The 20,175-nt window shown below is 27.2% G+C and carries 19 protein-coding genes and 1 riboswitch; of the genes, 13 read left to right on the forward strand and 6 right to left on the reverse strand.

Features of this window, described 5'->3' with window-relative positions; all coding sequences use genetic code 11:
* The first annotated feature begins 6 nt into the window (after positions 1-6).
* Entirely contained in the window at positions 7-750 is a 744-nt protein-coding gene (locus tag ACRC8M_RS10385; RefSeq protein WP_438529061.1) for a transporter substrate-binding domain-containing protein, read from the forward strand.
* A gap of 41 nt (positions 751-791) precedes the next feature.
* Here the strand turns inward: ACRC8M_RS10385 and ACRC8M_RS10390 are convergent, their stop codons facing one another.
* Together ACRC8M_RS10390 and ACRC8M_RS10395 are read right to left on the reverse strand one after the other, a co-directional pair.
* Positions 792-2,186, reverse strand: coding sequence for a hypothetical protein (locus ACRC8M_RS10390; protein ID WP_438529062.1), 1,395 nt, complete (start codon positions 2,184-2,186; stop codon positions 792-794).
* Positions 2,187-2,272: 86 nt separating this feature from the next.
* Positions 2,273-3,667: a hypothetical protein gene (locus ACRC8M_RS10395; RefSeq protein WP_438529063.1), complete on the reverse strand. Its 1,395-nt coding sequence runs from the start codon at positions 3,665-3,667 to the stop codon at positions 2,273-2,275.
* Positions 3,668-3,885: 218 nt separating this feature from the next.
* Between ACRC8M_RS10395 and ACRC8M_RS10400 the strand changes: the two genes are divergently transcribed.
* Together ACRC8M_RS10400 and ACRC8M_RS10405 are read left to right on the forward strand one after the other, a co-directional pair.
* On the forward strand, positions 3,886-4,086 hold the full coding sequence (locus ACRC8M_RS10400; protein ID WP_297431734.1) for a cold-shock protein: 201 nt from the start codon (positions 3,886-3,888) through the stop codon (positions 4,084-4,086).
* Between the two features lie 119 nt (positions 4,087-4,205).
* Positions 4,206-4,281: riboswitch (cyclic di-GMP riboswitch) on the forward strand.
* A 113-nt stretch (positions 4,282-4,394) separates the two neighbouring features.
* Positions 4,395-4,685, forward strand: a complete 291-nt coding sequence (locus tag ACRC8M_RS10405) for a winged helix-turn-helix transcriptional regulator (protein WP_438529064.1) — start codon at positions 4,395-4,397, stop codon at positions 4,683-4,685.
* Between the two features lie 32 nt (positions 4,686-4,717).
* Here the strand turns inward: ACRC8M_RS10405 and ACRC8M_RS10410 are convergent, their stop codons facing one another.
* Positions 4,718-6,112 (reverse strand): hypothetical protein, encoded by a 1,395-nt coding sequence (locus ACRC8M_RS10410; RefSeq protein ID WP_438529065.1) that lies wholly within the window; start codon positions 6,110-6,112, stop codon positions 4,718-4,720.
* Between the two features lie 83 nt (positions 6,113-6,195).
* Complete coding sequence (locus ACRC8M_RS10415) at positions 6,196-7,602, reverse strand: hypothetical protein (protein ID WP_438529066.1); 1,407 nt, start codon at positions 7,600-7,602, stop codon at positions 6,196-6,198.
* A gap of 216 nt (positions 7,603-7,818) precedes the next feature.
* Between ACRC8M_RS10415 and ACRC8M_RS10420 the strand changes: the two genes are divergently transcribed.
* A complete protein-coding gene (locus ACRC8M_RS10420) occupies positions 7,819-8,373 on the forward strand; it encodes a LemA family protein (RefSeq protein ID WP_438529067.1) in 555 nt (184 codons plus the stop codon).
* Positions 8,354-10,039, forward strand: coding sequence for a DUF2207 domain-containing protein (locus ACRC8M_RS10425; protein ID WP_438529068.1), 1,686 nt, complete (start codon positions 8,354-8,356; stop codon positions 10,037-10,039). Before ACRC8M_RS10420 ends, ACRC8M_RS10425 begins: the two co-directional genes overlap by 20 nt.
* 65 nt (positions 10,040-10,104) lie before the next feature.
* Here ACRC8M_RS10425 and ACRC8M_RS10430 read toward each other — a convergent pair whose 3' ends face one another.
* Positions 10,105-10,464 (reverse strand): hypothetical protein, encoded by a 360-nt coding sequence (locus ACRC8M_RS10430; protein ID WP_438529069.1) that lies wholly within the window; start codon positions 10,462-10,464, stop codon positions 10,105-10,107.
* 188 nt (positions 10,465-10,652) lie between these two features.
* Here ACRC8M_RS10430 and ACRC8M_RS10435 point away from each other — a divergent pair, with 188 nt between their 5' ends.
* From ACRC8M_RS10435 to ACRC8M_RS10445, 3 genes are all read left to right on the forward strand, one after another.
* Positions 10,653-11,576 (forward strand): CBS domain-containing protein, encoded by a 924-nt coding sequence (locus tag ACRC8M_RS10435; protein ID WP_438529070.1) that lies wholly within the window; start codon positions 10,653-10,655, stop codon positions 11,574-11,576.
* Between the two features lie 17 nt (positions 11,577-11,593).
* The gene (locus ACRC8M_RS10440) at positions 11,594-12,871 is read left to right on the forward strand and encodes an ArsB/NhaD family transporter (RefSeq protein WP_438529071.1); all 1,278 of its coding nucleotides are present in this window, start codon (positions 11,594-11,596) and stop codon (positions 12,869-12,871) included.
* 99 nt (positions 12,872-12,970) lie between these two features.
* Positions 12,971-14,170, forward strand: a complete 1,200-nt coding sequence (locus ACRC8M_RS10445; RefSeq protein WP_438529072.1) for an NRAMP family divalent metal transporter — start codon at positions 12,971-12,973, stop codon at positions 14,168-14,170.
* A 44-nt stretch (positions 14,171-14,214) separates the two neighbouring features.
* Here the strand turns inward: ACRC8M_RS10445 and ACRC8M_RS10450 are convergent, their stop codons facing one another.
* Entirely contained in the window at positions 14,215-15,336 is a 1,122-nt protein-coding gene (locus ACRC8M_RS10450) for a hypothetical protein (RefSeq protein WP_438529073.1), read from the reverse strand.
* A gap of 208 nt (positions 15,337-15,544) precedes the next feature.
* Here ACRC8M_RS10450 and ACRC8M_RS10455 point away from each other — a divergent pair, with 208 nt between their 5' ends.
* From ACRC8M_RS10455 to ACRC8M_RS10475, 5 genes are all read left to right on the forward strand, one after another.
* Positions 15,545-17,362, forward strand: coding sequence for a PTS fructose transporter subunit IIABC (locus tag ACRC8M_RS10455; RefSeq protein WP_438529074.1), 1,818 nt, complete (start codon positions 15,545-15,547; stop codon positions 17,360-17,362).
* A gap of 89 nt (positions 17,363-17,451) precedes the next feature.
* Positions 17,452-18,405 (forward strand): fructose-specific PTS transporter subunit EIIC, encoded by a 954-nt coding sequence (locus ACRC8M_RS10460; RefSeq protein WP_438529075.1) that lies wholly within the window; start codon positions 17,452-17,454, stop codon positions 18,403-18,405.
* Positions 18,398-18,970, forward strand: coding sequence for a GNAT family N-acetyltransferase (locus ACRC8M_RS10465; RefSeq protein ID WP_438529076.1), 573 nt, complete (start codon positions 18,398-18,400; stop codon positions 18,968-18,970). The genes ACRC8M_RS10460 and ACRC8M_RS10465 overlap by 8 nt, the downstream gene beginning before the upstream one ends.
* A 159-nt stretch (positions 18,971-19,129) precedes the next feature.
* A complete protein-coding gene (locus ACRC8M_RS10470; RefSeq protein WP_438529077.1) occupies positions 19,130-19,900 on the forward strand; it encodes a hypothetical protein in 771 nt (256 codons plus the stop codon).
* Between the two features lie 50 nt (positions 19,901-19,950).
* The coding region (locus ACRC8M_RS10475) for a hypothetical protein (protein WP_438529078.1) at positions 19,951-20,175 on the forward strand (225 nt) is incomplete at its 3' end.

The following is a 20,175-nucleotide window of genomic DNA, read 5'->3' on the forward strand; positions in this document are numbered from 1 at the left end:
GTCTTTATGAAAAATATATTAAAAGGAATTTTTATAGTATTAATCGCATTTATTGTTTTTAGTTGTGGAGAGAAAGAGGAGAAAATTCAAGAGAAAAAGGAGAGAGTTTTTGTAATTGGAACTAATGCAGAATATCCACCATTTGAATATTTAGAGAATGGAAAAATAGTGGGATTAGATCCAGATATTATAGAAGCTATATTTCAAAAGCTTGGGTATCAATATAAGTGGGCTAATATGGAGTTTGGAGGGTTAATATCAGCCTTACAAACTGGAAAAATAGATATGGTTATAGCTGGAATGAGTATTACTCCTGAAAGAGCTAAGATGGTTCAATTTACATCTCCTTATCTTACTTCAAAGGTGGCATTTGTAACAAATAAAAAGAAACCTATAAAAGGGATGGATGATTTGGAGAATAAAAAGTATGGAGCAGAATTAGGAACGACAAAAGAAAATACAGCTAAAAATATTTTAGGATCAACGGTGGTTCCTTTTCAAAATAATACATCAGCTCTATTGGCTTTAAAAAATGGTCAAATTGATGGAATTGTTTTAGATGAAAGTGTAGCAGAGGAGTATGTTAAAAATAACTCAGATTTACTATTAGTTGGTATTTTAGAAGGAGAACCCAAAGCTATAGCTCTTGGAAAAAATGATAAAGATTATGATAAAATAAATGAAGCTTTAGTTCAGTTAGTAAATGATGGAACTATTGAAAAATTAAAAGAAAAATATAAGGTTAAGTAAGTAAAAAAGGTGGTTTTATTTTATAAGACCACCTTTTTTAATTACTCTTTACAAAATTTATTGACTCCTAAACAGAAAGCCTTTTCTTCAAGAATATTTTGAACTTTTGAATTACAATAAAAATCTATAACAAAAACATTATGATTTATCTTTTCATCACTAATAACAAGGTCATATTCATCAAAATTTCTTAATATATTTTTTTTATGAAAAAAAGAAGCCTCTAAATCAAACTTTATATCTGGAGCTAACCGAGTTAAACTTTTTTTGAATAGAGTATAGTGGTTTGCATTTATTTCATTAAAAAGAAATAAAACATTTTTTATATTGTTGAAATTATCCTCTATTAGAGCTCTTTTTAGAGCAAAAACAATAGAAAATTTATCTGCTAAAAAGAATTCATAAGAGTATTTTTTTGAAATAAAATCCAATTTATTTAAGAGTACTTTTTCATTTTCATTAAAATATGTATTTTTAAAATCAACGATATTATTTTTAAACTTAAATAAGGCAAGGTAGATATTATGAAAAAGCATATCTTCCAGCTCTGAATTTAAGTTAGATATTTTAAATTCATTTTTTAAAATATGTAAAAATTTCAAGGTTTTTACTTTATTATCTTTGTCTAAGAAATAATAATCTAAAATCAGGGTAGTTAAAAAGAAAGTCAATTCATCCCTATATTTAGGATTAAAATCTCTACCATATTTATTAATTAATGATTTTATATGATTAAACTCTTTAGTTTTAAGATAACTTTCATTTCTAAATAGAGATTCTTCAAAAATTTCAGAGCAAACTTCTAAAGAGTACAAGAAAGAAAGTAAAAAATAATTAACAGATATATTAGAAAATTTAAGTATAGGATAAATTTGAGATAGTCTAGTTTTAGTATCAAATTTTTTAATATCCATTAGAAGAGATTTTAATGGAGGAACTAAAATATCCTCTTCAATAAAAAGTTTCATAAGTTTTCGATGAAAGTTTTTTTTATCAATAAAGCTGAGTTCAGTTATTAAAAGTCCTCTTCCATGAAGATATTCGTATCGAGTCCCATTTTTTGAAAACTCATCTTTAACACTTTGAAAGCATCGAAGAATAGTGCTTCTAGACAAATCTAAAATCTCTTTTTCTTTTTCTAAATTTAAAAATCCATGGGCAATAAATTTAATATAAAGATAGTCCACCCTTTCCTCTACAGTTAAAACATTAAAATTGTTAAAGAGTACTTCCCATTGCTTTTTAGTAAGTGTTAAATAAAAAATATCCTCTTTTTTTTCAATTTTAGGTAGATCAATAGACTCTAAAAAGTCATTAATTTGAGAAATTGTTTTTAGAATAGCATTTTTTTCAACCTTTAAATACAGATGCATATCTTCTATAGACATCTCAGTTTGAGATAAAATTTTTAAAACATTAGCAGCTGTTGTATTCATTTAATCACCTCCGACATTTATAGTTTAACATATATTTTAAAGGAACAGAACATAAAAAAGAACACTTGAAAAGTGTTCTTGAATATTTAAATAGTGTTTAATTTCTTTAGTCCACTTGTTAAAGCATGGTCTTCTAAAATAGTATGAATATTTATAGTATTATAATACTCAACAACTTTTACATTGGGTACAATATTGCTATCGCTAATAATTATATCATAATTTTTATGACTTTCTACAACATCTTTTTTATGAAAAAAAGTTGCCTCAATATCAAAAGTTATATGTGGATAAAATTTTTTTAAAGATTTTTTAAATACGATTTGATCAACTGCAACAACTTCATTGAAAAGTAGAAGAACATTTTTTATATTTGAAAAATTTTCATCCATGAGGATTCTTCTAATAACATATACAATCATAAATTTATCAACTAAATAGAGATTGTATGAGAAGTCGTTTAAAATTTCGTCGAGTTTATTTAAAATTATTTTATGTGGTTTATTAAAAGAAACATTAATAATTTTTACAATTTTATTATTATATTTAAAAAATGAAAGGTATAATTTATTAAATAACATTTTTTCAAGATCTTTGTTTGAGATTTTTATTTGAAATTTATTTTTGATGGAATCAGTTAAAGTTCTACAAATATCCGTAATAGATGTTTCTAAAATCCCTTTTTCACAAGAAAGAGATGTTAAAAAATGACAAAGTTGATTTTTAAACTCTTCATCAAAATCACTACCAAATGTATTAATATTTTTTTGAAGTTCTTTAAATTTATCTAAAGTTAAATTTGAATTATCTACAAAATTAAATCCACCAAAAATGTGTATACAAACTTCTAAAGAGCATATAAAAGAGAGCAAAAAATAATTTATAGAGATATTAGAATTTTTAAGTATAGGATAAAGTTGAGATAATCTTTTTTTTGTATCAAAAAGTTTAATAGAATCTAAAAGCTTTTTTCTAACTGGAACAAGAATATCTTCTTCAATAAAAAATTTCATTAGTTTTTTATAAAATAGATTTTTATCATTTTTAGAAAGGGTTTTTAAAATTAGTCCTTTTCCATGACAATATTCATAAGTAGTCCCATTTTTTAAAAATTCATCTTTGACGACTTGAAAAGATCTTAGAATAGTACTTCTTGAAATGCCTAAGATTTCTTTTTCTCTTTCCAAATTTAAAAAACCAGTTGAAATAAATTTAATAAATAAATAATCTATTTTTTCATCAGTAGTCAGAACTGTAAAATTTTCAAATAAAATTTTTAATTCTTCTGAAGTTAATTTTAAAAAATAGAAATTATCATCTTTGGAAATAACAGGTAAATCTATTGAAACTAAAAAATCATTAAGTTGTGAAATTGTTTTAATAATAGAACTTTTTTCAACATTAAAATACAGTTGCATATCTTCTATAGACATCTCAGTTTGAGATAATACTTTTAAAATATTAGTAGCTGTTGTATTCATTTTATACCACCCCCGATTGTAATAGTTTATCATATATAGATACGAATTAAAATAGAAGTGAACGAAAAAAGAAAAAAAATATGATTATATATCAGTTTTGCTTTTAGAAAAAGAAAAAATGGAATATTTAATTTGTAAATTATATATGATAATATAAGAACATATAAGAGATTAATTAAAATTCAAAAGGTATTATAAACACGGAGGGGAATAAAGAAATGACAAAAGGTACTGTAAAATGGTTTAACAAAGAGAAAGGATTTGGATTTGTAACTTGTGAGGAAGGAAAAGATTATTTCGTACATTTTTCTGGAATTGTAGGAGATGGATTTAGATTTTTAGAAGAGGGACAAAATGTTTCTTTCAGAGTTGAAAGTGGAGATAAAGGACCTTTAGCAAAAGAAGTTCAAGCGAACTAATACCTAGTCCTAAAATATATAAGGGACGGAGATATCCGTCTTTTTTATTGTTTTTGTATAGAGCATTTTGTAAAAAAAACATTGCATAAAACGGTAAAAATAGGATATAATTAGGATAGAAAATTATATGGCAAACTATGAGAAATCATAGGACGCAAAGCTATAGGGCCTGTAAAATGGTAGCCAGTTGCACTTATCTTTTAACTTAAGGGATAGGTGTTTTTTTTTTTAAGAATAAATTTAAAAAGGAAAAAGAGGTAATATCTATAATAATATGTATAGATAAAATCTATTAGGGGTGTTATTTTATGTATAAAACAGAAATAAAAAAAGAGTTAGGAAAATATCATATTAATTCTACACATGAAAAGATTTTAAGAACAATAAATGAGAATCCTGGAATAACTATGTGTGAATTGACTAAAGGATTAGATTTATCAAAAGGATCTATTTCTATTTGTATAAAAAGATTAGAAGAGGAAAGTTTGGTTCAAAAATATGGAGTATTTGATAATAAAAAAGTTTTTAGACTTCATCCAACAAAAATAGGAAAAGATTTATGTAGTAAAATTAAATTAATACAAATATTAAAAGTATAACCTCTGTGAAATTCTTTCAACAGAGGTTATACTTATATTGGTAAAGGGTAATACTTAATAAAAGGATAGTTAGAGTTTAGATTTAAATTTTCAAAAGTAATTACTAAGGACACTTCTTCATGTAGAAGATAAGTATCTAACTCATAATATTTAATAAAGTGAGATATGTGAATATTTTCTTTTAAAAGAAAAAGATTTTTAATAACAGGATGTAAAAATCTAGGAAGATCTCTAAAAACAACTATTGTATTTGTAATTTCTGAAGATGTATTTTTATTTGAATTCCAAAGATAAAGAAAGATAATATTTGAAAACTGAATATTAAAATAAATTTTTCTTAATTCAAGAAAAAGTTGATAACACTCATCTTTTGCTTTACTATCTAAATTTAAACTAAGAAATGAAAGATCATACATTGATAAAAAAGAACTCTCTTTACTTGCAATATGTATTCTATGATTAAATCTTTCAAAATAACCGTTTTGAAAATGATTTATAGACATAAATTTAGAAAAGAGCTTAATGAGTATATGAGACTCTTTATCTAGAGGTATATTTCTTTCTTTTAAAGCTCCAGCACAAAATTTTAAAGTTAGAATAAAAACATTGATATCTTTTAAAGGAAACTTTCCTAAAGTAGAAGTTTTAAAAAAGGTATATGCTTTTTCCATGTGCTTTAAGGAGAAAACATCAGAAAAATATTTTTTAAATTCATCTAAAGATAACATAGAGATATCTTCAGAACAATTCTCATCTAAATATATTCGATATACACTACCTAAAATTTTTTTATTATTAGCAAAAATATCCAAGTCGAAAGCGTAAAGAAAATAATCAATTTCATGAGTAGTTTTTTCAGATACTTTTTGTTGAAAAAAATTTAAATAATCTTCGGACATTAAAAGTGGTAATTCTTCAAATTCAACTAAAAATTTAAAAAGATATGAAAGAAAACAACTTTTAATATCAGCTACATCTCCTGAAATACTGACACCTTTACTAGGAATACTACAGATATTTAAATTATAAAACTCTAAGGATTTTTTAGCAGATACTAAATCATCACTTAGTGTTCTTCTAGATATATTAAAAATAGAGGACAATGTGTTTAGATTTAAATTTAGATTTAAATCATAATGTTTAAGTAAAACTAGGATAATATAAAATATTCGGTCCTCTTTAGCAAAAGTCTGGTGTTGTTTTAAAATTTTGAAAAGAGATTCGTTATTTGTAATCTCATCAACCATATTTTGTAATAAAATATTTTGTTGTTTATCTTCTATAAATTGATAAATTTGTTTTATATATAAAATAACATTTTGTTTATTCATTCTTAAGAAGTGACAAATAAAATCTATATTTTTATCAGGAATAAAGTTTAATAATTTATATATTCTGATATGATTAGTATTGATATTTATTTTCATTTTTTATTCCCTTCGTCAATTAAATACTATTAATATAGTATATCATCTATATATAAAAAATTAAATAAAAAGCATGAAATTTTTTATTTATAAGAAAATTTTTCAATAGTTTTATCAAAAATATGATTGTAAATAGCCAAGAGAATTTGTATAGAATTAAAACTATTAACTACAATTATTTTTGAATTTAAATTAGGTTCGTCACTTAAAATTAAATCATATTTATTTTCATAATTTTCTGGATTTAATTTATAGAAAAAAGTTGGTTCTATATGGAAATTAAACTTTTTATTATGACTATATAAAGAATCTTTTAAATAATCATCATCTAAAATAATAACCTCATTAAAAAGTAATAAAATATTTTTAAATGAAGTTTTATTATGTTCAATAATAACTTTTTCAATTATTTGAGTAATTGAAATTTTATCACAAAAAAATAGATTAAGATTATATTTTTTTAAAATACTTTCTAAAATATTTAGTAAAATATTTTCTTTGCTATCTATGGTAACATTTTTAACTTTAAAAATATGATTTTCGTATTTAAAAATAGAAAAACAAATTTTTTTTAATAACATTTTTTCTAAAAGTGGATTTAAATCGTTTAAATTTAATTTTTCTTTTATTTCTTTAATAGTTTTAAAAGCTTTGCTTAAAGTATTAGGTTCAAAATTGATTTCATCTCTTTTTAAAGATATTATAAAATAAAATATTTGTTGTTGATATTCAATATCATAATCTTTTAAATTGAATTTAATAATTTTTTCAATGTCAGAAAAGCTACTATAATCATAGTCTTTTTTTAAATCAAATCCTCCAAAAATTTTTATACAAATATATAGTGAGCATAAAAATGATATAATAAAATGAGTTGTTGGTAGATTTAGATCTTTAAAAATAGTATATAAATTATTGAGTAATTTATTGATATTATAATCTTTAATTAAATCTATTATAAAAATAGAGTGATTTAAAGAAAAATCACATTTTATAAAAAATTTTATCAGTTTTTTAGAAAAAATATTTTTATCTGTTTGAGCTAAAAATGTTAACTTCAATCCTTTTCCAATGATATATTCATATTGAGATCCATTCGTTTCAAGTGTTTTTTTTATATTATTAAAATATCTAATAATAGAACTTCTAGATATATTTAGGATTTTTTTTTCAGATTCTAAGTTAATGAAGCCATTATGTATAAATTTAAGATAAAGATAATCTATAATCTCATCACTAGTAATAAAATCGGTTCTTCTAAAAAGATTTTCCCATTCAGATTTAGAAAGTTTTAAAGAATAAATTGTTTCAGTTAAACTAATTAATGGAAGATTTTTATCCTTTAGAAAAGAGTTGATAGAGTTGATATTCTTGTAGATAGATTTTTTCTCTAAATTTAAATAGAGAGAAAGCTCCTCTAAAGAAAAGTCTCCTTGAGAGAAAAGTGTTAAAATATTAATATTTGTTGTATTGATTTGAACCACCCCCATTTAACTTATATCATAAAAAAAAGATAAAGAAAATATGAAGAATTTTAAAAAATAACATAAAAGGGTTATAAAATTTTTCTACAAATAAAAAGATAGTTATAAAAATTATAACTTTTTTTCTTCATGTAAAAAGCCTCCAAATAAAAAGTTTTCATAAGGATTTAAAAATAAATATAGTATAATATATAAAAGGAAAAAAATAATATGGAGGAAATTATGATCTTAGGAATAGTATTTATAATTTTATTGGTTATTTTAATTGGTTATGTTATAGGAGTATATAATAAGTTAGTTAGAGAAAGAAACTTTGTAGATGAGGCTTTTTCAACAATTGATGCGTACTTAAAAAAAAGATATGATTTAATACCAAATTTAGTAGAAACTGTAAAAGGGTATAAAAATTATGAAGGTAGTACATTGGAAGCTGTAGTAGCAGCAAGAAATAAATATATGACTGCTACAACTCCAGAAGAAAAAATAGAAAATGAAAATATGATAACAGGTGCTTTGGGAAAACTATTTGCTCTAACAGAAAATTATCCTGAACTAAAAGCAAATGAAAACTTTATGAAGTTACAAAGTGAATTAGTGGCAATAGAGGAGGATATTTTACAAGCAAGAAAATATTATAATGGCAGTGTTAGAGTTTATAATACAATGTGTGAAACATTTCCAAGTGTTATAGTGGCTAATAACTTTGGATTTAAGAAATATCCATTCTTTAAAGTTGAAAACGAAGAGGAAAGACAGAATGTTAAAGTTCAGTTTTAGCTTATTTTTTCTTTTAGTTACATCTATTTTTGCAGATGCGGGATATATAATTGATAACTACAAGATAAATATAAAAATAGATGATAAAAATATCTATAGTGTTGATGAAAATATAAGAGTGGATTTTTTACAGCCAAGACGAGGAATATATAGAGTAATTCCAGAGGAGTTTAATGGGAAAGAGATAAAAGTTACAAATATACAGACAAATGTTCAAACTTCTGCAAAAGATGAGGGAAATTATATCTACTTGAGATTAGGAGATCCAAATAGATATTTAACAGGAATAAAAGATTACGTAGTAAAATATATCTATAATATAGGTTGGGATAGAAACTCTAGTTATGATGAGGTCTACTATAATTTAATTGGAAATGATTGGGATACAACTATAAAAAAAGTTGAATTTTCTATAGAGTTACCTAAAAATTTTGATAGTAATAAAGTAAATTTTACTTTAGGAAAATACGGAAGTACAGATACTAATGGAATTAAATGGAGTGTGAACGGAAATATAATAAGTGGTTATACAACAGTTGTTTTAAATCCAAAAGAGAGTGTAACAATAGCTTTACCACTCCCAGAGGGTTATTTTGATTTCCAAGATCAAAAAATAACTTATTATATATTTAAAGGTGTCTTATATCTAATATACCTTCTTATTCCAGGAATGGCATTTGGTCTTTTAAAAAAATATAAAGATAGAGATAGTGTTGTTCAAAGTGTGGAATTTTATCCTCCAGATAATCTAACACCAACAGAAATTGGGTATTATATAGATGGAATTATTCATTCTAAAGATTTAACAAGTTTAATTTTTTATTGGGCAAATAAAGGTTATTTAAAAATTAATGAGTTAAAAAAAGGTGGATTATTTACAAAGGATGAATTTGAAATAGAGTTCTTAAAAGATAACATAGAAACAGAGAAAGAGTTCGAAAAATATATGTACAATGCTTTAGCTGCATATAAAAATTCATCAAACAGATTAAATATTAAAGATTTAAGAAATAAATTTTATAAACATATTGATAAAGCTGCAGAAATTTTAGAGATAGATTTGATTATGAGTAAAAAAACTCTATACAGCTCTAAAAGTTTAAGAGCTGGAGGTAGTGTTAGAACATCTATTTTATTTATAATAGCTGCTAGTTTCGGATACTTTTATTACTTTGGTACAGGTGCAGGATTAGATACTACTATAACTATTATATTAGGTGGAGTATCAGTATTAGTAACCTTAGCTATAAGTGGAAAAATAAAGAGCAGAACACAATATGGAAATGAAATTTTAGGAAAAGTACTTGGCTTTAAAAGATTTTTAGAAACAGCAGAAAAAAGAAAATTAGAGATGTTATTAGAAGAAAATCCAAGTTATTTTTATAATATACTTCCTTATACAATAGTATTAGGAGTCAGTAGTATTTGGGCAGATAAATTTAAGGACCTTGTAGTTGAGCCTCCTCAGTGGTATGGCGGTTCTAATATGGGGAATGCTTTTGTACTAGGTGCTTTTATGGGAAGCTTTAATAACTCTTTATCTGCATTTAACGATACAATGTTGTCAGCTCCAAAAGCTCCAAGTAATTTTGGTGGAGGTAGTTCATCTATGGGTGGAGGTTCATCAGGAGGTGGAGCTGGTGGAGGCGGAGGCGGAAGCTGGTAAATAAAAAATCTCAATAAAAATACAGGCCTCTAATAAAAGCCTGTATTTTTTATAATTGGAATATTTTATGGAGCTGGTTTAGTTTCAGGAGTTTTTATAGGAGCCTGAGGTGTATCAGTTGCAGGTGGAACAACCTCTTGAACTTGTTCTTCAATAGTTTCTTCAACCGCTTCAACTCCAGGTTTCGTTGCAGCATTTTCAGCAGCTTTAATCTCTGCTGGAGTAACAGGAGTAATTTGCTCTTCAATAGTTTCTTCGATAGCTTCAACTGGTCGATTAGCATTATCTGCTGTTTGAGAATCAGTTGGTTGAGCAAGATCAGTAGTTTGTACAGGTGGGTTAGGGTCATTTGGAGTTGTGTCTTGTTTCTCTCCACAAGCTACCATTGCTAAAGATAGAGCTAACATAGCCAATAATTTTTTCATATAAATCTCTCCTTTTAAAATAAGTTATTTTTTTCAATCTATTATACTAATAGTTAAAAGGGGTTCCTTCAAAAAAATTAAAAAAAAAAAGTTGACCGACGATTCAAAGGGTATTTACTTTTTGAAAAAATGTGCTATACTAAAAATGAACAAAAGATAAATAAGTGTAAAAAAACGGAGGTGTTCCAATGAAGCTGTCTAGCTATCTATCGGAAAAAGTAATTATTCCAAACATAAAAGGAAATAACATTAACGAATTGGTAGAAAATCTTTTAGATCGACTTGTTGAAAATAACAAATCATTGAAGAATGAAAAAGGTGTTATGAAAAAGGCTGTTTTAAAAAGAGAGGAAGAAGCATCAACATATTTAGGGTATGGAGTTGCAGTACCACACGCAAGATTAGAGCATTATGATGATATTTTAGTAGCAATCGGATTTCCAGAAAAACCTGTTATGGTAAAAACTCTTGATAATAGAGAGGAAGAGTTAAAGATAGTTGTTCTTGTAATAGCTGATGTTTTAAAAGGTAAAAAAATATTGAAAATAATGTCAGGTATATCTAAATTAGCTATAAAAAATAAAGTTATTTTAGATAGAATAATTGAAGAAAAAAATCCAGTTGAAACTATAAAAATATTAGAAGCTGCTAATATTGAAGTGGATCATAATATTACAGCAGAGGATTTAATGACTAATGTACCAAAACCAGTAAAAGAAACTAATACATTAGAGGACATTGCAAAAGTAATAATAATGGAAAAAGTTAGTGGAATTCCTGTAGTAGATAAGAATGATAACTTTTTGGGAGAGATAACAGAAAGAGAGTTGATTGCATTTGGAATGCCTAAATACACAACTATTTTAAATGACTTAAACTTTATGACTGTGGGAGAGCCTTTTGAAAACTATCTAATAAATGAAAAAACAACAACAATTGAAGAGCTTTACAGAAGAGAGGGTGTTGTAACAGTAGATAAAGAGGCTTCATTAATGGAGGTATCATATTTATTTATGAACCGTGGTGTCACGAGAATATATGTTGTTGAAAGTGGAAAGTATCTTGGAATTATTTTAAGATCAGATATTATAAGAAAAATATTACATATATAAGAAGGAAGTGAAGGTTTATGTTAAGCTTAATATTAGGGCTTGGTATTTTTATAGCAGTGTTCTATTGTATCATAACAGAAAAGGTACCTGGTGCATGGGCAACAATGCTAGGTGGACTAGCTATGTCAATGGTAGGTATTTTTAATGAGGAACAAGCACTACACGCTGTAGCAAGTAGATTAGAGATTTTATTTTTATTAATTGGTATGATGATAATGGTTCATCTGATATCTGAAACAGGAGTGTTCCAGTGGTTTGCTATTACATTAGCAAAATTTGTTAGAGGAGAGCCATTTTTACTTATAGTTTTCCTAGCCATTGTAACAGCAGTTTGTTCAGCATTTTTAGATAATGTAACGACAATTTTACTAATGGCACCAATATCAATATTACTAGCAGGAGAATTAAAATTAAATCCATTTCCATTTGTAATAACAGAGATAATGGCAGCAAATATTGGTGGAACAGCAACACTAATTGGAGATCCAACTCAATTGATCATAGGTCATGAAAGTGGATTAGGATTTAACGATTTTTTATTTAATACGTCACCAGTTTCAATAATATCAATGGTAATATTACTAGTAAATGTTTATTTTATCTACGGAAAAGAGTTCCATGTTTCAACAGAGTTAAAAGCTAGAATTATGGAGATGAATCCAAGCAGAACTTTGAAAGATAAAAAGTTATTAAAAGAAGCAGGAGTAATATTTACATTAGTTATATTGGGATTTGTATTAAATAACTTTATAAATAAAGGTCTTGCAATAATCTCTTTAAGTGGAGCATTTTTACTTGTAACAATAGCAAAAAGAAAACCAGCAGATATATTTAAGCATGTAGAGTGGGATACTCTGTTCTTCTTTATCGGATTATTTATGATGGTATTAGGAATTGAAAAAATAAATGTAATAGACATGGTAAGTGACAAAATGATTGCACTGACTAAAGGAAACTTTGAGTTTGCAACAATGTCTATTATGACTTTATCGGCATTATTTACATCAATAATTGGAAATGTTGCTAATGCTGCAACAGTTTCAAAGATTATAGATGTTATGGCTCCTACATTTAAAGGAGTTCATACAGATGCACTTTGGTGGGCATTATCTTTTGGTTCATGTTTAGGTGGAAATATCTCTATTCTTGGTTCTGCAACAAACGTTGTGGCGGTTGGTGTAGCAGGAAAATCAGGATGTAAAATAGATTTTGTGAAATTCTTAAAGTTTGGTGCATTAATAGCTATTCAAACGTTAGTAGTAGCAGGAATCTATCTAAAATTAAGATATATGTAAAAAATAGGATAAATTAAAATACCCTCTAGTAAAAGAAGTAACAAAGGTATATAATAACTGAGCAAGTTATTTTGTTACAATTTACGGAGGGATTTTTTTATGAAAAATAATATGAGTTCAAAGAGTGGTGGTGCTGTTTTAGGTGCCGCTTTTTTAATGGCGATGTCTGCAGTAGGACCAGGCTTTTTAACTCAAGCATCAATTTTTACAGAGCAGTTTAAGGCTAATTTTGCATTTTCTATTTTAGTTTCTATAGTTATAACTTTAATAGTTCAATTGAATATTTCTAGAATTATTGGAGTTTCTGGATTAAGAGGTCAAGATTTAGCAAATAAAATTGTTCCAGGGTTAGGTTATTTAATAGCGATATTAATTGTTTTGGGAGGATTTGCTTTTAATATAGGAAATGTAGGAGGAGCAGCCTTAGGTTTAAATGTATTATTTGGAATTGATCTTACATACTCAGCATTAATAGCTGGAGGAGTAGGGGCATTAATTTTTATTTCAAAAGATGCGGGTAGGATTATAGATAAATTTACTAAAATACTAGGTGTTTTAATGATTTTAGTAATATCTTACGTAGCTTTAGAGAGTAAACCACCAATTTCAGAGGCAGCCTACAGTGCGGTATTTCCAGATTCCTATGGAGATCTGAGTTTCTCATTGTTGACTTTACTTGGAGGAACTATTGGCGGGTATATAATCTTTGCAGGAGGACACAAGCTATTAGATGCAAATATTAAAGGAAAAGAAAATTTAAATAATATAAATAAAAGTTTATTAATAGGAGTAAGTATAGCTTCAATAATAAGAATAGCATTATTTCTAGCTGTTCTAGGAGTAGTTTCAACAGGAGCTACATTAAATCCAGAGAACCCACCAGCTTCAGCTTTTATGCAAGGAGCAGGAATTATAGGCTATAAAATATTTGGAGTTGTAATATTAGCATCATCACTAGGAACGATAGTGGGTGCTGCATATACATCAATCTCATTTTTAAAAACTCTTTTTCCTGTTGTTTTTCAACATGAAAAGGGATTTATAATAGGATTTATTCTGCTTTCTACATTAGTTATGGCAAGTATAGGAAAGCCAGTTTCGCTATTGTTATTAGCAGGAGCTTTAAATGGGTTGATTTTACCAATAACTTTAGGAATTACGTTACTTGCCTCTAGAAAAAAAGAGATAGTAGGGGATTATAAACACTCGGTTATACTTACAATTTTTGGAATAGCTATAGTAGTTATTATGGGATATGAAGGAGTAATATCTCTTGGAAGTATAGCAGCTATATTGTAAAAAAGAAGTTGGTTTATCAACTTCTTTTTTTATGCATACAAATATTAGCTTTGAGTTTGAAAAATTTTAAAACTTCCACGATTTTCAATATATGTTCCAAAGACAATATAATTTTCATCTCTATAAAAAAAAGTATCTCCCTCTTTAAACTCTTTGATATCTTTTAAAAATTTAAAATTTAAGGAGTAATAGAAGTTATAACCAATCATTATGTTGTAGATTGTTTTAGTAAAAGTTGTAACATCTTTATATAAAGATATTTTCTCTTTAATAAGTGTATGGTTATTCAATTGTAAAATCTCTTCAATGTTTTCACCTTTTCTTTTTAAATAATTTATAAATTCATCATCTGAAAGAGTAAGGTTATTTTCTTTTAAGAAAAGTATGGCTCTTTTACATTGAATAAATCCAATTTCATTAATAGATGAGTTAATACTTTCCCAAATTTTTTTATAGTCTTCAATATTATTTTTTATAAGTTGGATTAAATAGTTAGTTTCAGCACTTTTTTCAATAAGGGAGTTATTTTTTAAAATAAATTCAATAGCAGTAACTTTATTATTTTTAGACTCTCCTTTTTTTATTTTATTGTAAATAAGAGTGTAGTTAGAGTATGAGTTTATATTTTCTACTAAGGGCTTTAATAGTGCTTTTTCAAAATCAAAAAAACGGTCATAAGCCTCATTTTTGACATTAAAAATATTTTTTAACTCTTCAATACTTAAGACTAAATTTATATTTTCTGAACTATTTTTTAAAACTAAGTTAAAAAAATTATGTGAAGATTTTTGTCTGAAGAAGAAAAAAGTTTTTAAAGATAAGGAGGTTTCGATACTATTTTTTTTAAAAGCATTAACTATCATAGGTGGGACAGTTATATAAAAAATATCATCAATTTTATTAAAGTAGCTAACATATGGAAATTGAGAGAAGTTATTTTTATCATATTCGTCTATAAATGAGTATGATATATGTTTAGTCATAAGTCCATTAAGAGCTTCTAAAATATCTTGAGAGTTTAATTTTTTAAACTCTTTCGGTTCTAAGGTAATAGTTTCTCTTAAATCATTTTCTATTTTATTTAGGATGTTTAAAAAAATGGTATTTTCGACTTTAGAAGTTCTTGTATTAAAGATAATATTTTGATTGGAAATTTTTAAATTCAATATATAACCTCCATAAAAATTTTTTTTTAATTTTTTTAATATATTTTATCATAAAACTAGACGAAACAAAAATGAAAAAATAGATAATAAAAAAATAAAAATTGAAGAATAGACGAAACAAAAGTATAAAAATAGTAAATTTGACAAGAAATATATAAGTAATGTATAGTGAGAACATAAGACAAAGAAAATAAAGGGAGTGAAGAAAATGTTAGAAAAAAAGTATATTAAACTAAAACTAACAGGAAAAACAAAAGATGAGATACTACAAGAGCTTGTAGATGTTTTAGATAATGGTGGGGCGTTAGAAAATAAAGAGGAGTTTTTAAAAGTTGTAAAAGCTAGAGAGGCTGCATCATCAACAGGGTTAGAAGAAGGAATTGCTATCCCTCATGGAAAAACAAAGGCAGTAAAAAAACCAGCTGTAGCTTTTGGAAGATCAGAAGGAGTGGATTTTAACTCTTTAGATGGAGAACCATCAAAATTATTCTTTATGATAGCAGCTCCAGAAGATGCAACAGATTCTCATATAGAAACATTATCAAAATTGACAAACAAACTTTTAGATGATGAAGTAAGAGAGAAGTTAGAAAATGCTAAAACAGAGGATGAAATTTTAAACATATTAAATGAAGAGAAAAAAGAAACTATAGAATCTTCTGAAAAAAGAGAGGGTTATGTAGTTGCTGTAACAGCTTGTCCAGTAGGAATAGCTCATACATATATGGCAGCTGATTCTTTAGTAAATAAAGGGAAAGAGTTAGGTGTAGAGATAAAAGTTGAAACAAATGGAAGTGTTGGAGTTAAAAATGAACTGACAGATGAAGATATTAAAAGAGCAACTGGTGTTATAGTTGCAGCAGATAAAACAATAGATATGGATAGATTTGCAGGGAAAAAAGTTATTCAAGTTCCAGTAAAGCAAGCTATAAGAGCTCCAAAAGAGTTAATAGAAAAGACACTAAATGGAGAGGGAGAGATTTATAAATCAACTTCTAATGGAAAAAAAGAAACTCCAAAAAATGAGAAAACTGGAATTTATAAGCATTTGATGAATGGTGTTTCTCATATGTTACCATTGGTTGTATGTGGAGGAGTTTTAATAGCTCTTTCAATAGCCCTATCAGGAATAAAAGCTGGGTCAGGAGCAGATGTAACAAATCCATTCTTTAAATCTATGTTAGATTTAGGGGCTACGGCATTTGGACTTATGATTCCAATACTTTCAGGATATATAGCTATGAGTATAGCAGATAGACCAGGACTTGCTCCAGGACTTGTTGGTGGTGCCTTAGCAAATACAGTTGGAGCAGGATTCTTAGGTGGTATGGTTGCAGGTTTTGCTGCAGGATATATAGCTAAGTGGGTTAAGTCATGGAATGTTCCAGAGGGACTAAGACCAATAATGCCAATATTTGTAATACCTTTAGTTTCTACATCTTTAGTTGGTGTTGTAATGTATTTTATAGGAGCACCTATTAGTGGATTTATGAATATGCTAACAGATGTATTAAAAGGAATGGAAGCTGGGTCAGTATTTTTAGCACTTATTTTAGGGTGTATGATTTCATTTGATATGGGAGGACCAATAAATAAGGTTGCATTCCTATTTGGTTCAGCAATGATTACTCAAGGTGTTCCATCAGTTATGGGACCAATAGCAGTTGCAATATGTATTCCACCAATCGGTATGGGAATAGCTACAATGATGGCTCCTAAAAACTATGAGGTTGGAGAGAGAGAAGCTGGAAAGGCTGCCTTTGCAATGGGATTAATTGGAATTACAGAGGGAGCAATACCATTTGCAGCAGCAGATCCATTTAGAGTTATACCATCTATAATGGTTGGAAGTGGAGTTGGAGCAGTTATTGCAGCAATAGGAAAAGTTGCTGATCATGCACCTCATGGAGGACCAATTGTATTACCAGTTGTAGACAATAAATTAATGTTTATTATTGCCATTGTAGTTGGATCGTTAGTGAGTGCAATAATGGTAAATATTTTAAAGAAGTTTAAAAAACAGTAGTAAAAAGAAGTAGTTAAAAAGCTATTAATATATTGATGAAATAAAACTCCCATGATACTATTTAATAAAAAGTACGTGGGAGTTTTTTTATGAGAAAAAGGGTGTTAAAAAGTATAATTCAAGTTATACCAGTGTTTATAATTGGAGGAATATTGTCAGTTATATCACTATATACAGATAATCAATTTTTAAAGGATTTAAGTGGATATAGTTTTTTAATGGCATCACCTCTATTAGCTGCATATATAGCAAAAGAGATAGCAGGTAGCGTAGGATTTATACCAGGAATTATATTGGGATATCTATCTGGAGCAATTGGTCTTGGTATGTTTGGTGGGATACTAGTTGGAGTTGTTTTAGGGTATTTTATAAATACTTTAAAAAAAATAGAGATATCAATAGAGGTTTCTTCAATAATGTATTTAGTTATAATTCCTATACTCTCTACCTTAGTTGTAGGATTGGGGTTTTACTATATATTTCAAGGACCAATGAAGTTCATACTAGATGAACTTGGAATCTACTTAAATAGTTTAGATGACAAAAATAATGTTTTTTTAAATTTTGTTTTGGGAGGGTTTATAGGGGTTGATTTAGGAGGACCAATAAATAAAGTTGCATATGTTTATGCTGTAAACACGATTGAGTATGGAAGAGGAGATATAATGGGACCAATAGCTGTTGCTATTTCAACACCTCCTTTAGCCTTAGGGTTATCACAATTTATATTGAAAAATAGATTTTCTAAAACTGAGAGAGAAGCGGGAGTAATATCTATACTTTTAGGTTTTTTAGGGATTACAGAGGGAGCACTTCTATTTTTAACAAGGGATATTGCCGTACTACCAACAACAGTTATAGGTGCTGCAATAGGTGCTGGAGCAGCTTCAGTTTTAGGTGTAAAATCAACAGTTCCACATGGTGGAATTATAATACTGCCATTGATAGAAAATAAGATAGGTTTTTTAATAGCACTATTTATAGGTGTTACATCAACAATATTTATGTTATCTTTTTTAAAGAAAGGGGAAAGTAATGGATAGAAGTGTAGAGAACATACATCTTATTATGATAAAAGATGAATTAAAGTTTGATGAGAAAAAATTACCAGAAGGATATGAGTTTGTAATGTATGAATCTGGAATAATGAATAAATGGGTTGATATTCAATTATCTTCAGGGCACATATTAGATAGGTCCGAAGGAGAAATCTACTTTAAAGAAGTTTTTTTGCAAAATGAAGATTTTTTAAAAGAGGTTATGGTTTTTATAAAAGATAGTGAAGGAGGTTTAGTAGGTACAGGAGCTATTTGGGAGGGGAAGTATTTTACAGAAGATAGAAATAAAAAATATCGCCTACATTGGATTGCTGTAGACCCAAAACACGGTGGAAAAGGGTTAGCAAAAGCTCTGGTATCGAAGTTACTTTCTATATTTAAAGATAAAGAAATGGGAGAGGGGTTGTATCTTTCCACACAAACATGTAGCTATGTAGCTATAAAAATATACTTAGATTTTGGATTTGAACCCTATGATTTAGAAAACAATAGAAAAGGCTGGAATATAGTTTCTGATAAAATTAATATTAGTTTAGATTCTAAAAAATAAAACTTTAAAAATGTTAGATTTAAATCTAACATTTTTTTTTGCAAAAAAATTGAAATAATGTGTATGAAGCTAAAAAAAGAGTGATTATTAGAAATGGGTATAAAGGGGTATAAAAGAAATGAACATATAAAAAAGTTAATAAAAATTTTGGAGGGGTATATGAAGATAATAAAAAAACTATTTTATGGAGTAGCGTACTTATCACTTTTTTCAAAATTATTAGCATTTAACATAGGGATAGCTCCAACAGGATTTTATACATCTTTAGATAAGAATGAAACTCATGAGATTATGGTAACAAATAACACAGTTCATCCAATGAAAATAGAAATTGATATAGAAAAAGACCCTGGTTGGGAGAAATATGATATGGGGGATATGATGAGAATTTATCCTAAAAATTTAACATTGAAGCCAAATGGAAGTAGAAGTGTTCGTTTTGCAGTAAGAGGAGCGAAAGATTTAGCTGACGGAGAATATAAAGCAAAATTAATTTTTAGAGAGTTACCAGGAACATCAAAAGGAAATATAGAAAAGGTTCAGACAGAAGGTGGAGAGGATATTGGAATAGAGTTTGAGCTTTTAACAGAGATTCACATAGCAGCCTATGGATTGAAAGGTGAAAGAAAGATTGGAGCTCAATTGACAAATACAGAGATAAAAAAAGAAAGTAATGGAAATAGAAAACTAGTTGCAAATTTTAATTTAAGTGGAAACAGTGCATTAGCAGTTGTAGGAGATATAGAGTATCTAGATAGTAATAAGAAGAGAATAAAAAAAGACGAGGTTAAATTAGGGATAACGACAAGAGAGCCAAAAACAAAGATAGAATCAGAGTTAGCAAATATACCTAATGGAAGCAAATTCATTAAGGTAGATTTTAGAGATAAAAGTGGAATCAAACTTGGTAGTAAAGAACTACCACTATAAAGAGCAACTCAACTAAATTGAGTATATAAAAAAACAGTGGAGGTATTAAAATGAAAAAATTATTATCAGTTTTATTTATTTTAGGTTCAGTAGCTGCTTTAGCAAATGAAAGTGTATCAACTCTTCCTGCAGACGTAGACCCTGCATTCTGTTTTAACAATCCTTGTAGTGCTGAGGATAAATTTAATGTAAATGTAAAAGTTCCTGAGCAACTAGTAATAAAAGTAGATGACATCAATTTTGGGTTATGGTGTGGAACAAAAACTGTACATAAA

The sequence above is a fragment of the Cetobacterium sp. genome, from assembly GCF_051653945.1.
Lineage (GTDB): Bacteria > Fusobacteriota > Fusobacteriia > Fusobacteriales > Fusobacteriaceae > Cetobacterium_A.

Excerpts from the sequence above, each read along its gene's own strand:
- ACRC8M_RS10390 (WP_438529062.1), bottom strand. The coding sequence starts at position 2,186 with ATGAATACAACAGCTGCTAATGTTTTAAAAATTTTATCTCAAACTGAG.
- ACRC8M_RS10395 (WP_438529063.1), bottom strand. The coding sequence starts at position 3,667 with ATGAATACAACAGCTACTAATATTTTAAAAGTATTATCTCAAACTGAG.
- ACRC8M_RS10400 (WP_297431734.1), top strand. The coding sequence starts at position 3,886 with ATGACAAAAGGTACTGTAAAATGGTTTAACAAAGAGAAAGGATTTGGA.
- ACRC8M_RS10440 (WP_438529071.1), top strand. The coding sequence starts at position 11,594 with ATGTTAAGCTTAATATTAGGGCTTGGTATTTTTATAGCAGTGTTCTAT.
- ACRC8M_RS10385 (WP_438529061.1), top strand. The coding sequence starts at position 7 with ATGAAAAATATATTAAAAGGAATTTTTATAGTATTAATCGCATTTATT.
- ACRC8M_RS10410 (WP_438529065.1), bottom strand. The coding sequence starts at position 6,112 with ATGAAAATAAATATCAATACTAATCATATCAGAATATATAAATTATTA.
- ACRC8M_RS10405 (WP_438529064.1), top strand. The coding sequence starts at position 4,395 with ATGTATAAAACAGAAATAAAAAAAGAGTTAGGAAAATATCATATTAAT.
- ACRC8M_RS10455 (WP_438529074.1), top strand. The coding sequence starts at position 15,545 with ATGTTAGAAAAAAAGTATATTAAACTAAAACTAACAGGAAAAACAAAA.
- ACRC8M_RS10420 (WP_438529067.1), top strand. The coding sequence starts at position 7,819 with ATGATCTTAGGAATAGTATTTATAATTTTATTGGTTATTTTAATTGGT.
- ACRC8M_RS10460 (WP_438529075.1), top strand. The coding sequence starts at position 17,452 with ATGAGAAAAAGGGTGTTAAAAAGTATAATTCAAGTTATACCAGTGTTT.
- ACRC8M_RS10415 (WP_438529066.1), bottom strand. The coding sequence starts at position 7,602 with ATGGGGGTGGTTCAAATCAATACAACAAATATTAATATTTTAACACTT.
- ACRC8M_RS10445 (WP_438529072.1), top strand. The coding sequence starts at position 12,971 with ATGAAAAATAATATGAGTTCAAAGAGTGGTGGTGCTGTTTTAGGTGCC.
- ACRC8M_RS10470 (WP_438529077.1), top strand. The coding sequence starts at position 19,130 with ATGAAGATAATAAAAAAACTATTTTATGGAGTAGCGTACTTATCACTT.
- ACRC8M_RS10425 (WP_438529068.1), top strand. The coding sequence starts at position 8,354 with ATGTTAAAGTTCAGTTTTAGCTTATTTTTTCTTTTAGTTACATCTATT.
- ACRC8M_RS10465 (WP_438529076.1), top strand. The coding sequence starts at position 18,398 with ATGGATAGAAGTGTAGAGAACATACATCTTATTATGATAAAAGATGAA.
- ACRC8M_RS10435 (WP_438529070.1), top strand. The coding sequence starts at position 10,653 with ATGAAGCTGTCTAGCTATCTATCGGAAAAAGTAATTATTCCAAACATA.
- ACRC8M_RS10430 (WP_438529069.1), bottom strand. The coding sequence starts at position 10,464 with ATGAAAAAATTATTGGCTATGTTAGCTCTATCTTTAGCAATGGTAGCT.